15 protein-coding genes are annotated in these 12,433 nt (G+C 35.4%); 10 read left to right on the forward strand and 5 right to left on the reverse strand.

Going from position 1 to position 12,433, the window contains the following annotated elements; genetic code table 11:
• Both JEM45_RS00225 and JEM45_RS00230 read right to left on the reverse strand, forming a co-directional pair.
• The gene (locus tag JEM45_RS00225) at window positions 1-180 is read right to left on the reverse strand and encodes a hypothetical protein (RefSeq protein ID WP_026866555.1); all 180 of its coding nucleotides are present in this window, start codon (window positions 178-180) and stop codon (window positions 1-3) included.
• Window positions 161-592: a MarR family winged helix-turn-helix transcriptional regulator gene (locus JEM45_RS00230; RefSeq protein ID WP_026866556.1), complete on the reverse strand. Its 432-nt coding sequence runs from the start codon at window positions 590-592 to the stop codon at window positions 161-163. The genes JEM45_RS00225 and JEM45_RS00230 overlap by 20 nt, the downstream gene beginning before the upstream one ends.
• 100 nt (window positions 593-692) lie before the next feature.
• Here JEM45_RS00230 and JEM45_RS00235 point away from each other — a divergent pair, with 100 nt between their 5' ends.
• On the forward strand, window positions 693-2,096 hold the full coding sequence (locus tag JEM45_RS00235) for an MDR family MFS transporter (protein WP_198687503.1): 1,404 nt from the start codon (window positions 693-695) through the stop codon (window positions 2,094-2,096).
• 22 nt (window positions 2,097-2,118) lie between these two features.
• On the opposite strand, the gene JEM45_RS00240 is transcribed toward JEM45_RS00235, so the two are convergent.
• Window positions 2,119-2,913, reverse strand: coding sequence for a hypothetical protein (locus JEM45_RS00240; protein ID WP_198687504.1), 795 nt, complete (start codon window positions 2,911-2,913; stop codon window positions 2,119-2,121).
• A 212-nt stretch (window positions 2,914-3,125) separates the two neighbouring features.
• Between JEM45_RS00240 and JEM45_RS00245 the strand changes: the two genes are divergently transcribed.
• The 3 genes from JEM45_RS00245 (at window position 3,126) to JEM45_RS00255 (ending at window position 5,622) form a co-directional block, all read left to right on the forward strand.
• Window positions 3,126-3,653, forward strand: coding sequence for a YceI family protein (locus JEM45_RS00245; protein ID WP_026866559.1), 528 nt, complete (start codon window positions 3,126-3,128; stop codon window positions 3,651-3,653).
• Window positions 3,654-3,866: 213 nt separating this feature from the next.
• The gene (locus tag JEM45_RS00250; RefSeq protein WP_305067034.1) at window positions 3,867-4,211 is read left to right on the forward strand and encodes a response regulator transcription factor; all 345 of its coding nucleotides are present in this window, start codon (window positions 3,867-3,869) and stop codon (window positions 4,209-4,211) included.
• A gap of 76 nt (window positions 4,212-4,287) precedes the next feature.
• Entirely contained in the window at window positions 4,288-5,622 is a 1,335-nt protein-coding gene (locus JEM45_RS00255; RefSeq protein ID WP_235678871.1) for an FAD-dependent oxidoreductase, read from the forward strand.
• A 47-nt stretch (window positions 5,623-5,669) separates the two neighbouring features.
• On the opposite strand, the gene JEM45_RS00260 is transcribed toward JEM45_RS00255, so the two are convergent.
• Entirely contained in the window at window positions 5,670-6,221 is a 552-nt protein-coding gene (locus JEM45_RS00260; protein ID WP_198687506.1) for a Maf family protein, read from the reverse strand.
• Window positions 6,222-6,372: 151 nt separating this feature from the next.
• Here JEM45_RS00260 and JEM45_RS00265 point away from each other — a divergent pair, with 151 nt between their 5' ends.
• From JEM45_RS00265 to nfsA, 4 genes are all read left to right on the forward strand, one after another.
• A complete protein-coding gene (locus JEM45_RS00265; protein ID WP_198687507.1) occupies window positions 6,373-6,729 on the forward strand; it encodes a DUF6176 family protein in 357 nt (118 codons plus the stop codon).
• A gap of 83 nt (window positions 6,730-6,812) precedes the next feature.
• The gene (queG, locus tag JEM45_RS00270; RefSeq protein ID WP_198687508.1) at window positions 6,813-7,943 is read left to right on the forward strand and encodes a tRNA epoxyqueuosine(34) reductase QueG; all 1,131 of its coding nucleotides are present in this window, start codon (window positions 6,813-6,815) and stop codon (window positions 7,941-7,943) included.
• A gap of 13 nt (window positions 7,944-7,956) precedes the next feature.
• Complete coding sequence (trmL, locus tag JEM45_RS00275; RefSeq protein ID WP_026866564.1) at window positions 7,957-8,424, forward strand: tRNA (uridine(34)/cytosine(34)/5-carboxymethylaminomethyluridine(34)-2'-O)-methyltransferase TrmL; 468 nt, start codon at window positions 7,957-7,959, stop codon at window positions 8,422-8,424.
• Between the two features lie 13 nt (window positions 8,425-8,437).
• The gene (gene nfsA, locus JEM45_RS00280) at window positions 8,438-9,175 is read left to right on the forward strand and encodes an oxygen-insensitive NADPH nitroreductase (RefSeq protein ID WP_026866565.1); all 738 of its coding nucleotides are present in this window, start codon (window positions 8,438-8,440) and stop codon (window positions 9,173-9,175) included.
• Window positions 9,176-9,211: 36 nt separating this feature from the next.
• On the opposite strand, the gene JEM45_RS00285 is transcribed toward nfsA, so the two are convergent.
• Window positions 9,212-9,910 carry a ferredoxin reductase domain-containing protein gene (locus JEM45_RS00285; RefSeq protein ID WP_026866566.1) on the reverse strand — a complete coding sequence of 233 codons (699 nt, stop codon included), beginning with the start codon at window positions 9,908-9,910 and terminating at the stop codon, window positions 9,212-9,214.
• A gap of 470 nt (window positions 9,911-10,380) precedes the next feature.
• Here JEM45_RS00285 and JEM45_RS00290 point away from each other — a divergent pair, with 470 nt between their 5' ends.
• Window positions 10,381-10,959, forward strand: a complete 579-nt coding sequence (locus JEM45_RS00290) for a sugar phosphate isomerase family (RefSeq protein WP_026866567.1) — start codon at window positions 10,381-10,383, stop codon at window positions 10,957-10,959.
• 75 nt (window positions 10,960-11,034) lie between these two features.
• Window positions 11,035-12,423, forward strand: coding sequence for a class II fumarate hydratase (gene fumC / locus JEM45_RS00295; protein WP_026866568.1), 1,389 nt, complete (start codon window positions 11,035-11,037; stop codon window positions 12,421-12,423).
• Window positions 12,424-12,433: the final 10 nt, after the last annotated feature.

Consider the following 12,433-nt stretch of genomic DNA (forward strand, 5'->3'; position numbering starts at 1 on the left):
CTAGGTTGTTTGGAAGGTGATGAGGGTACGTCGTATCATTTCTACTTGTCTAGGATGTTGATGAAGGATCAACATCACTATCCACTTGCCGGATGCTAACACCATATCGCCGTAGACACCCCAAGATCCTGGGATGTTAATCATAAACCCAACACTCGTCTTATTCATTACCAATATCATTAAATTTCTTCAATAGATGGGCAAAGGTTTCTATATCATTGTCATCCCATTCATCTGTTACTTTTCTAAACCGTTCTTGTCTATAGTGATGCGCCTTATTTAATGATTCAATACCTTTATTTGTCAATTGATAGTCATAGGAACGACCGTCTTTTTTAGATTGTTTCTTCTCGAGTTTACCTTCTTCTTGGAGTTCAGCTGCTTGTCTACTTACTGTAGATATATCTAAGTGAAGTAGTGAAGCAATCTGCTTAACACCCATTGGTCCGGATTCTGAAATCAGTAGAAGGATTAAATAACTTGCTGATTTTAACTGCTGTTCTTTGTTTACATTAGCAGTTTGTTTTTTAATACGCCTCACCATCATGGCAAGTTGTAGTTCTAATTTTTCAAGCGACTTATTTTTTGTCAATTTATGTCAAACCTTTCTTATATATAGTATGAAGATTGACATGATATATAGTTGTATAATACAATTAATCCTGTTGCTTGTCCAGGAAAGAAGGAATATTATGCCAAATACACAAGAAAATAAAAAATATTTAACGACTCGTAATCGTACAATCCTGATGGCTGTACTGCTATCGGGTGCTTTTGCTGCGATACTGAATCAGACGCTACTCGCAACTGCCATTCCTCATATAATGGACGATTTGAATCTTGAGGCTGATGTTGCACAGTGGTTACAGTCAGTATTCATGCTAGTTAACGGTATTATGATACCCATAACAGCTTTCTTAATTAATAAGTTTTCAACCCGAACTTTATTTTTTACTGCCTTATCCTTATTTGGTTTGGGAACTTTAATCTGTGGGATTTCACCAAATTTCTCGATTCTACTAATTGGTAGAATACTACAGGCTGCTGGGGCGGGTATCGTCATGCCTTTAATGCAAACAATCCTATTTTTAACTTACCCAAGAGAAGAACGTGGTAAGGCAATGGGAATGTTTGGTTTAGTCATCAGTTTCGCTCCGGCAATCGGTCCAACCTTATCAGGGTGGTTTGTTGAAATTTACCCATGGAGAGGCTTATTCTTAATGGTATTACCGATTGTTATTATTGATATAATCGTTGCCTACTTCATTTTGAGAAATGTGACAGAACAAACGGATCCTAAGTTAGATATGACTTCGATTATTGTATCAACATTAGGATTTGGTGGCTTACTTCTAGGATTCTCAGTTGCAGGTAATAGCGGATGGCTAAGTCCAATTGTAATTCTGCCGATTATTATTGGAGCAATTACTTTATTCTTATTTATTCGTAGACAAAATTACTTAGAAGAACCTGTATTAGAATTCAGTGTATTTAAGGATCATATTTTTACTCTGTCTACTGTAATCGGAATGATTGTTTTTATGTCAATGATTGGTGGGGCAGTTATACTGCCGATTTATATGCAAACCATGCTTGGATTCTCTGCTATGGAATCAGGTATGATGCTGTTACCAGGTGCCTTAATCATGGGGATTATGAGTCCGGTAACAGGGCGTTTATTTGATAAGTACGGTGCCCGGTGGCTCGGAGTAATTGGGCTTGCTGTAGTGACAGTGACAACGCTTATGTTCTCTGTTCTAGATGACCAGACAACATTTTGGTACTTAGCTATAGTCAATGCTTTTAGAATGCTCGGTGTTGCAATGGTGATGATGCCAGCAACTACAGCAGGTTTAAATCAATTGTCAGACCAACTCGTCCCGCATGGTACAGCAATGAATAATACGATGCGTCAAGTTGCAGGAGCAGTCGGAACGGCTATATTGGTTTCAATCATGACAAATACACAGAATCCAGCAGAAGGCGTTTCAGGAATGATTCACGGTGTGAATATGTCATTCTTATTTGCAGCAATTCTATCTTTTATAGGATTCATATTAGCCTTTAGACTAAAAAGTAATAGTAAAAGTGGTTAGGAAAATTTCCTAACCACTTTTTTTATGCCTTACTTTCTTTGTTTATAAAATATTGGAAGAGAATAATCACGATGATACCAATGAACATAAAGTATTTAACGATAAAATCCGACACTCCATTTAAAAAATCGAATGGGTATATGATTCTACCAAAACTATAAATAATTAATACTATAAAAATTATTCTTGTAGCCATTGTTTTTGATGTAATTAAAAAGTATAGTGACGCGACAAAAACCAAGACGAAAAATGAGAACAGTATGGATTCGAAAATTGATTCGTCATAGCTTGCAATTTTAAATGCATTTAAATATTCAGAGTTAACGAAGATTACTAATAGGTTTGTGATTATAAATAAGATTAGAAAGATCAAGGTCGAGAGCATTTGATTATTCCCACGACTCGACGCCCGATGTTTAATGCCATGATTCATGAACGGAACCATAAGGAATATCATAATCAAACCTATTACTAAGGTAATCGATAGAGTGATGGTACCTGATATGACTGTGATGGCTGTATATAAAACAGTAAAATAAAAGAGCAGAACAGAAAAGTCCACCCAGTAATTGCCACGTGTTTTTGGGAGGGTTTTAGCTTCTATTTTTGCAAGATCAGTTGTTTTTTTTCCATAGTAATCGATGTAGTCTTGATTATGCTTACGCATTTCAGTTATTAAATTATAAAGTTTTTCATATTTAGCATCTTCTGTAACATGCAATTTGTCCAATTCATTATTTAAAGAATCAAATGCTGTCTGATCATCATCAGACAGCTTATTGTATATGTCAGAATAAAGTGTTTTGTAGTTAGTCATAGTGTCCCCTTTAAGAAAATATATTAAATATAATTATAACAAATGTTTAAGGTTATGATGTATGGATATAGTTAGTTATGGAGTAAGTAAAAGATTATTAAATTATTTATTGTTTCTTACTTGCTTTTTGTAACTAAGTATATTATTATAATCATTGTAATAATTCGAATTTGAAACAATTAATTTAAATATACTTTGGAGGAGATTTAAAAATGGCTAAATTTGTAGCAGATACTGCCCACTCAGAATTAGAGTTCACAGTAAAACACATGATGGTAACAAAAGTAAGAGGTTCGTTTGGAGAATGGTCTATCGATGTAGAAGTTGATGATATTGAAGATCTTTCAACTGCAGTAATTAAAGGTGAAGCAAATGTTGCAACAATCGACACTGGTGTTGAAGACCGTGACGCTCACTTACGTTCTGGAGACTTCTTTGAAACTGAAGAGTTCCCTAAAATGACTTTCGAATCAACTAAAATTGAAGGTTCTGAATCACAATACCAAGTAACAGGTAACTTAACTATTAAAGACGTAACTAAAGAAATCACAGTACCACTAACTTACAACGGTCACGGCGTAAGTCCATTTGGTCCAACTGTTTACGGTTTTGAAACAAACTTCTCAATTAACCGTGAGGACTTCGGTTTAACTTGGAACCAAACTCTAGAAACTGGTGGCGTACTTGTTTCTAAAGACGTTAAAATCAATGCTGAATTACAATTTAACCCTGCTGAGTAAGCAATACAAATGTTTATGCAGACACTCCACATTGAATAATGTGGGGTGTTTTTTTATGCTTAAATACAACGATAAGAATATTGGATTTGTCAAAGTTGATGACAAAAATTTTGATTGTAGAAGATGATAATGATATCAATAAGCTGCTAAGTGAGATAGTAAAAACAAGCTTGTTATCATTCAAAATCAGCTTATTCAGGAACAGAGGCTTTAATCTATTTAAAAGAAGAACAGTGGGATTTAATTTGCCTGGACTTAATGTTACCAGGTTTATCTGGTGAGACACTTTTAGAAAAGATTAAATCTTTTGGCACAACACCTATTATCGTTATTTCTGCTAAGGATGATCAAGGTGTAAAAATAGATGCACTTAGAAGTGGTGCGGATGATTCCATTGTTAAACCTTTTGACGTAGATGAAGTTGCTGCACGTATTGATTCTGTACTTAGAAAATCAAAAGGTGCTAATAAAATAGAGGTGTCAATTTTGAAGTACAAAGATATTGTAGTAGATCTCCAAGCTAAATACGTCAATCATAAGGTGAAGATTACTTGTTAATGGACAAAGCAATCTTTTAGTTTATATAAGGTTCATAAGTGGTAAATATAAAAGTTTAATTTTAATTGTTAAGGAGATGCTCGATTTGGCACATTATGATGCATTGATTATAGGTTTTGGTAAGGCTGGAAAAACTTTAGCTGGAGCTTTGTCTAGCAAGGATTGGAAAGTAGCACTAGTAGAAGAGGATCCAAATATGTATGGTGGAACATGTATCAATGTTGCTTGTATTCCAACTAAACTTTTAATGCATGATGCTCTAGAAGGTAAGGAATACAGTGCTGCGATTGAACGTAAATTTAATACGATAGAGAAGTTAAATAAGAAAAATTACCACTCAGTTGCAGATTTAGACAACGCTAAAGTCATTGACGGTAGAGCAAAATTTGTAAATGAGAAGGAAATAGAAGTCAGCAAAAAAGATGGCGGAACTGAATCAATCACTGCCAATAAAATCTTCATCAACACCGGTGCAACAAGTGTTATACCACCTTTAGAAGGTGATATGGATTCTGAAAAGATATACACAAGTACCAGACTACTAAATGAGGAAAAGCTACCTGAAACTTTAACCATTGTAGGTGGGGGGTATATCGGTCTAGAATTTGCAACGATGTACAACGCCTTTGGAGCCACTGTTAACATTATCGTACCTGACGATGGGATTCTAAAAAATGAAGATAAGGAAATTAAAGATGAAATCACTAGAGATATGAAAGAAAGTGGCATTAACTTTATCTTTGGCAAAAAGGCTGAGAAGGTGACTGATAATGGTTCAGATATCACAGTATCATTATCAGGTGGTGAAGCAGTAACCTCGAACGCTGTCTTATTTGCCACAGGTCGTAAAGCGAATACAGAGGGCTTAGGGTTAGAAAATACTAAAATTGATACAGATGATAGAGGCGCTATTGTTGTTGATGAACATTTACAAACCTCTGTTGATAATATTTATGCAGTCGGCGATGTTAAAGGCGGTATGCAGTTCACTTATACTTCACTAGATGACTTCAGAGTAGTAAAAAGTCATCTCTTAGAAGATGCTTCTTATACCAGTGACGACAGAAAAAATATCCAATATACTATGTTTATTGACCCACCGTTCTCTAAAGTCGGCTATACTCTTGATGAAGCAAAAGAAGCGGGCTTCAATGCACAAGAGAAAAGCATGCCGATGAGTGGACACCCTAGATCACATATAAATAATGAATTAAGAGGTATATTTAAAGCGGTTGTAGATACTGAATCCGGAGAGATTTTAGGAGCGCATCTATACGGTGTGAACTCAGAAGAATTAATCAACATGGTTAAACTTGCTATGGATCATGATATACCATATGGTTACTTAAGAGATATGATGTACAATCATCCAGGAATGTCAGAAGCGTTTAATAATCTATTTAATATTTAAGTAAAACACAATAAGACTGTGTGGGTAATCCCACACAGTCTTATTTTTTAAATATATTTTGAAAGAAAACGATACACTTCACCTAATGGTAGGCCAACGATTGTATTGTAATCGCCCTGGATTGATTGAACAAATTGTACACCAAGTGCTTGTATACCGTATGCACCAGCCTTATCTATATATTCGCCACTATCTAAGTATCTATTGATTTCATCGGAAGTTAATGTATAAAAAGTAACTTCAGTTTTTGAAATAATAATTTCTTCAAAGTCTCTTGACTTTAAGATTACAGCAGAGTACACTTCATGAGTGTTGCCAGATAATGTTTCAAGCATGTTCCGAGCGTCTTTACGATCTTGCGGCTTTTCAAAAATTTCATTTTGATAGCTGACGATTGTATCTGCAGTGATATTGATTGTTTGTTCATGAATGGGTAAAGCTGCTGCTTTTAGTTTAGCAGTTTCGATAACTTTAGTTGCTGGATCAGTTATAGTAATTTGTTTCTCATCAACATCTGGATCGACCACATCGAATTGGAGATTAAGTTGATTGAGTAACGCTTGTCTTCTTGGGGATTTGGAACCGAGTACAAGTTTCATGAGAAAACCTCCAGTTAAATCTTGATATCCGTTGCACTAAATTATACAGTAGGTATAATAAATGCAAAATACATATAAAATCATTCTATTATGGATTTTAAATACATAGGTTCAAACCTAATTATATTGATGATTGAAGAGGGGAGCAATAATGAAAGTTGAATTGACGAAGTACAGAGTTAAAGAAGGTAAAAGTGAATTAGTTGATGAGTGGATTGACTACATGCACAACCACATGGACGATGTGCTTATGAATTTAGAAGGCGAAAAGATGTTTGTAGAAACAATATTTCGTGAAGCATTTAACGATGTTGAGTACTTGTATTGGTACAGTGTTCAAGAAGAAGCTTCTGACATTCAAATTTCTGAGTCAGACCTTGATAAGAAGCATATTGAGTACTGGGAACAATGTATTGATAAGACATTCAGACCAGAGGATATGAAAGCTGAAATTGTAATGATTCCTGAGCGTATCAGAGAAGCAATGCATTATGATAAGAATAAGTAGATGAAGTCAGGGTAAAGTGCCCTGGCTTTATTTTCTATTGTTGATTAAAAATACGTTATAATAAACAGGATAGGGGTGATTCTATGGATCGTCATGAATTTAAACAAAAGGTGATTGATTATGCTGAAACAATAGGAATCGATGACATTGGTTTTACTACAGCAGAACCTTTTACTGAGTTCAAAGCGAAACTTATCGACTACTATAAAAATGGCTATGAATCCGGTTTTGAAACCGGCACAATCGAAGAACGTACTGACCCGAAGCGAAGCTTAGAGAGTGCACAAAGTATTGTGTCGATTGCAGTGGGTTATCCGAATCGTCTAAGGAATGCACCCAAGTCTAAAAAAGGTGAACGTAGAGGTATTTTTGCCCGTGCATCTTGGGGTATGGATTACCATACTTTACTAAGATCTCGGCTCGATAAGTTACAAGCCTTCATTCAAGAACTCGATCCAACAGTTGAGTGTAAATCTATGGTGGACACTGGAGTATTGAGTGACAGAGAAGTCGCGAGAAGAAGCGGACTTGGTTTTATTGGAAAGAATGGTTTTGTAATTAATCCGAAACTTGGTACTTACTCGTATCTAGGTGAAATGATTGTATCTTATCCATTCCCTGCAGATGAAGAACTTCTAGATTCATGTGGGGATTGTAATATTTGTGTCGACCGTTGTCCGACAGGTGCACTCGTAGGAGATGGTCAACTTGATTCTAAAAAATGTATCTCTTTCTTAACGCAGACAAAAGGTTTCATGCCGGTAGAATATAGAGGTGTCATTGGCAATAGGTTATATGGTTGTGATACGTGCCAACAAGTGTGTCCGAGAAACCGTGGTATTAACACTGAGCATCATGAGGACATCGTCTTAGAACCGGAAATATTGAAACCAGAGCTCACTAGTTTATTAAAGATATCTAATAGAGATTTTAAAGAAACGTATGGGCATCTTGCTGGCGTTTGGAGAGGAAAAAAACCGATTCAACGAAATGCAATTCTAGCCCTTGCCCACTATAAGGAAACAGATGCAGTTGACTTGCTTAAAGATGTTGCAGAAAGCGATCCGAGACCAGTAATCAAGGGAACGGCATACTGGGCAATTGGACAAATTGAAGGTAATCAGGCATTAGATTATATTAATGAAAGATACAAAGAAGAAACTGACGAAGATGTAAAAAAAGAAATGCTCTTAGGTATCCAAGAAGCAGTTTAGGGAGAAGGAAAATATGAATCACGTTGTGTTGTACCAACCAGAAATTCCACAAAATACAGGCAATATAGCAAGAACGTGTGTTGCAACAGGCACACCTCTACATTTAATCAAGCCGTACGGATTTAGTCTAGAAGATAAGTACGTTAAACGTGCAGGGTTAGATTACTGGAAAGATCTAGAGCTATATGAGTATGATTCAATCGAAGAATTTTTTGAAAAAAATGAAGGCAAGTACTATATGATTTCTAAGTTTGGTGAGCAAACATTTAGTGATATGGATTATTCTGATTTTGACAAATCGCATTATTTTATATTCGGCAAAGAAACGAAAGGTTTACCAGGTTGGTTAAAAGATGAATATAAAGATTCATTGATGAGAATACCGATGACGGACAAAGTACGTTCATTGAATCTCGCGAATACAGTCGGTATACTCGTTTATGAAGCTCTAAGACAACAAAATTATCCAAACTTAAAGTAGGAGGTCGTCATCTATGAATGAAGTCATTAATTTGATTAATAATCACCGTTCGTTAAGAAAATTTACAGATACCAAACTGACCGAAGATGAAATAAAAACCTTAGTTGGTGCAGCACAAAGCGCCAGCACTTCATCTTACGTTCAAGCTTATTCTATTGTTGGTGTAACGGATATTGAGAAGAAAAAAGCATTAAAAGATATTAGTACCCAAAGTTACGTCGAAGACAATGGTCATCTCTTTGTTTTTGTCGTTGATTTTTATCGTCATAAGGAGCTTGCTAAAAAAGCAAATAAAGAAATTTCTTACGATAAAACAGAAAATCTTATCGTAGGAGTGGTCGATGCATCTCTTGCGGCTCAAAATATGGCACTTGCTGCAGAAAGCATGGGCTTAGGGATTTGCTATATTGGTTCACTACGTAACGATGTAGAAAAGGTATCAGAGATTCTCGAGCTGCCTGAAGGGACTTTCCCACTGTTTGGCATGGTAACAGGACATCCTGAATCAGAAGGGTCACAAAAAGAGAGATTACCATTTGAAGCGGTATACCATGAAAATACTTATAATAAAATTGATGAAGTTGAAGACGATATTGAAGCGTATGATCAGCGTATTAGTGACTACTATCGAAGTCGTACTAACAATGAACGTGCGGATAAGTGGAGTGACCAAGTCCTAAATATGCTTAGTAAGAAACAAAGACTTGATGTGGATGCGTTCTTAAAAGAACAAGGATTTTTAGGTCAATAAGTCAAAAAGAGAGCTCAGGTCAATGAGCTCTCTTTTTTATATAAATGACTCTCTTTGTCCAGGGTGTTTATCGAGAATCACTTGGTCTTTTGGAATACCATTTTTAAGTAGGATTTCGATGTTTTGTTTTAGAAATTCATCACTACCGACAACGTAGAATATACCATCTTTATCAGCCATTAATTTGTTTGCTTCACTGTAGTAATCATCACGATTATCAACAAAGTGTGATGTAATTTTTTCAACTTCTTCATTATTGAAAATATCCGTAAAGAGATAATGACCAGTAGAATCAACGTTTAAGGATTGAATGCTATTGACGTTGGATTGGTCTTGTAAAAATTTAAGTGCTAACGGCCGTAAGGTTGCTAAACCCGCACCAGCTGAAAGCATGTAGATTTTTTTATTCTCGCGTTTTAAAGGCACGTTTGTATGTGTTTTAAAAATAGCAGCTTTACCACCGATAGGCATTTCATTTAATTTACGTTTAAAAAGAGAGGGGTTTTCATTAATACGTGTCGTAATACCAATATCTTTTTCATCGTTCGTTGTTGAAATGGACATATGTCTGATTAGACTTCGGTCTGGTTTCTCACCTGCATTAAAACCTTCAAAAGCTAAATGAATATGTGCACCTTCATCCCAGTCGTAGTCGCTAGGGCACTCAAAAACAAAAGTTTTTACTGTAGGTGACTCGTCGATAACTTTCTTAAGTGACGTCCAATAAATTTGCATAAAATCTAACTCCTCATCATTATGTTAGCTTTATTATACATTTGATTGATAAGGATTCTCAATTAAAAGGGTTCAGAAAGTTAGAATAAAAAGAAAAACAGCCAAGTTTGAACACTTGGCTGTTAATAATATAGCATTGCTATTTAACTATTCTCTAATTTTTGTTTCCCCGTCATCCTTGTAGCCCCATGTAGTTTCGCGGCCAGCAGTAAGAATTGAAGTTAGGAAAGCAATACAAACCATCAGAATTAAAAATGCTTTCATTGTAGATTTGCCCCCATTACTTTTACTTGAATTATCTTTATTATAAACTAAAATGACAAGATTAAAAAGGACAACTTCAAAAAAAGAGGTTTTATCATTTAAATCAAATAATATTGTATAGAATAGGTTATATTGTTTTGATTTTGGGGTAAGATAATTTTAAATGACCTTATTTTTGAAGCTGAACATTACTGGAGGAAATTAAAATGGCAATGAATTTTAAAATATTTGAATCTAAAGAAGTCGCAGATTTGTTTTTAGCAGATCTACTCAGAAAACAAATCCACAATAATCCTGAAAGTATTTTAGCATTAGATACTAATGTAGAATTATCAAGAAGCTATGAAAAACTAGTTGGTGAACTGCGTAATCACCCTGCAGATTTATCTGAAATCCAACTTTATGCAGTGGGTAAAGATGGCTTAGAAGTATTTAAAAAATTAGATTTACCTTCTTCACAAATTGATGAAGGTGGTACAGCTGATGATCTAGACAGTAAAGGTAAGAAAAAAGTTAATGTTGCTGTCTTAAATCTGAATGACAACAAAAAAGTCGGTTTTAACAATGACAATGAGGACTTATTTAAGGCTAAAGAATTGTTTGTCTATGCCTCAGGTTCAAATTCAAGTGATGCAGTCAGAGCTTTATATGAAGCGGCACTTGATGGTGGTAGTAGTTTAAGTGAAATTAAAAATCACCGCATGGTGACAGTTGTAATTGATATAGATGCAGCTGCTGATTTAGATAGTGATATCGTCGATTATTACACATATAAATTTGCATAATATATTTGTTAATGAATCCTTTTGAAATATAGTATAAACTAGTAAGTGAATACTATATTTCGGGGGGATTTTTTTATGTCATTTAGAATTGAGCACGATACAATCGGTGAAATTAAAGTACCAGCAGATAAATACTGGGCAGCACAAACAGAAAGAAGCCGTCAGAACTTTCCAGTAGGTAAAGAAAAGATGCCGATAGAGGTGATCGTTGCTTTTGCTCATTTAAAAAAAGCGGCAGCAATTTCTAATAATAAACTAGGAAAATTATCAGATTCTAAAAAGGATGCAATTGTTCATGCTTGTGACCGTGTGATTGCACGTGACTTAGATGAGCACTTCCCACTTGTTGTATGGCAGACAGGTAGCGGTACACAAAGTAATATGAACGTAAATGAGGTAGTGAGTTACGTTGCTAACGAATATCTAAAAGAAAAAGGGATTGATGAAGTCGTACATCCAAATGATGATGTGAACAAATCACAATCTTCGAATGATACGTATCCTACTGCTATGTACGTTGCCTTATTACAGGCAGTAGAGAGTCAACTCGTACCTGCTTTAGCTAAATTACATGGCACACTCGTTTCTAAACAGGAGCAGTTCAAAGATATAATTAAAATTGGGCGTACCCACCTTCAAGATGCGACACCACTGACATTGGGTCAAGAGATTTCTGGCTGGTCTTACATGTTAGAAAAGTCAACAGAACTTATCAATCAATCTAAAAAACAACTCACTAATCTTGCAATTGGTGGTACTGCTGTTGGTACTGGAATTAATGCACATCCAGAATTCGGTAAAATGGTTGCTGAACAACTTGGGAAACAAACTGATCTACCATTTGTTTCATCACCAAATAAATTCCATGCACTGACATCATACGATGAAGTCGTTTATGTTCATGGTGCCCTAAAAGCACTTGCAGGAGATTTAATGAAGATTGCGAACGACGTAAGATGGTTAGCATCTGGACCACGAGCAGGACTTGCTGAAATTGAAATACCTGCAAATGAACCTGGTTCTTCTATCATGCCAGGTAAAGTGAACCCAACACAGTCAGAAATGTTAACCATGGTTGTTGCACAAGTATTCGGTAATGATACTGCAGTATCATTTGGTGCATCACAAGGTAACTTCGAGTTGAACGTCTTTAAACCGGTAATTCTATTTAATACCTTACAATCAATTTATTTACTTGCAGATGGAATGAATAGTTTTAATGATAACTGTGCTGTAGGTATTGAGCCGATTAACGAAAATATCGATAAGTACTTAAATAACTCATTGATGCTTGTAACGGCTTTAAATCCACATATTGGTTATGAAAATGCTGCGAAAATTGCTAAAAATGCACATGCAAAAGGTATTACACTTAAAGAATCTGCCATTGAATCAGGCTTATTGACTGAGGAACAATTTGATGAGTGGATTCGACCTGAAGATATGATTCAGTCTAAAGAGTAGGGGTTTTTCA

The organism is Jeotgalicoccus sp. ATCC 8456 (assembly GCF_016313225.1).
Taxonomy (GTDB): domain Bacteria; phylum Bacillota; class Bacilli; order Staphylococcales; family Salinicoccaceae; genus Jeotgalicoccus; species Jeotgalicoccus marinus.

Coding starts and splice junctions, on each gene's coding strand:
- JEM45_RS00255 (WP_235678871.1), top strand. CDS start 4,288: ATGCTCGATTTGGCACATTATGATGCATTGATTATAGGTTTTGGTAAG.
- JEM45_RS00225 (WP_026866555.1), bottom strand. CDS start 180: ATGATATTGGTAATGAATAAGACGAGTGTTGGGTTTATGATTAACATC.
- queG (WP_198687508.1), top strand. CDS start 6,813: ATGGATCGTCATGAATTTAAACAAAAGGTGATTGATTATGCTGAAACA.
- nfsA (WP_026866565.1), top strand. CDS start 8,438: ATGAATGAAGTCATTAATTTGATTAATAATCACCGTTCGTTAAGAAAA.
- fumC (WP_026866568.1), top strand. CDS start 11,035: ATGTCATTTAGAATTGAGCACGATACAATCGGTGAAATTAAAGTACCA.
- JEM45_RS00265 (WP_198687507.1), top strand. CDS start 6,373: ATGAAAGTTGAATTGACGAAGTACAGAGTTAAAGAAGGTAAAAGTGAA.
- JEM45_RS00235 (WP_198687503.1), top strand. CDS start 693: ATGCCAAATACACAAGAAAATAAAAAATATTTAACGACTCGTAATCGT.
- trmL (WP_026866564.1), top strand. CDS start 7,957: ATGAATCACGTTGTGTTGTACCAACCAGAAATTCCACAAAATACAGGC.
- JEM45_RS00260 (WP_198687506.1), bottom strand. CDS start 6,221: ATGAAACTTGTACTCGGTTCCAAATCCCCAAGAAGACAAGCGTTACTC.
- JEM45_RS00285 (WP_026866566.1), bottom strand. CDS start 9,910: ATGCAAATTTATTGGACGTCACTTAAGAAAGTTATCGACGAGTCACCT.
- JEM45_RS00240 (WP_198687504.1), bottom strand. CDS start 2,913: ATGACTAACTACAAAACACTTTATTCTGACATATACAATAAGCTGTCT.
- JEM45_RS00245 (WP_026866559.1), top strand. CDS start 3,126: ATGGCTAAATTTGTAGCAGATACTGCCCACTCAGAATTAGAGTTCACA.
- JEM45_RS00290 (WP_026866567.1), top strand. CDS start 10,381: ATGGCAATGAATTTTAAAATATTTGAATCTAAAGAAGTCGCAGATTTG.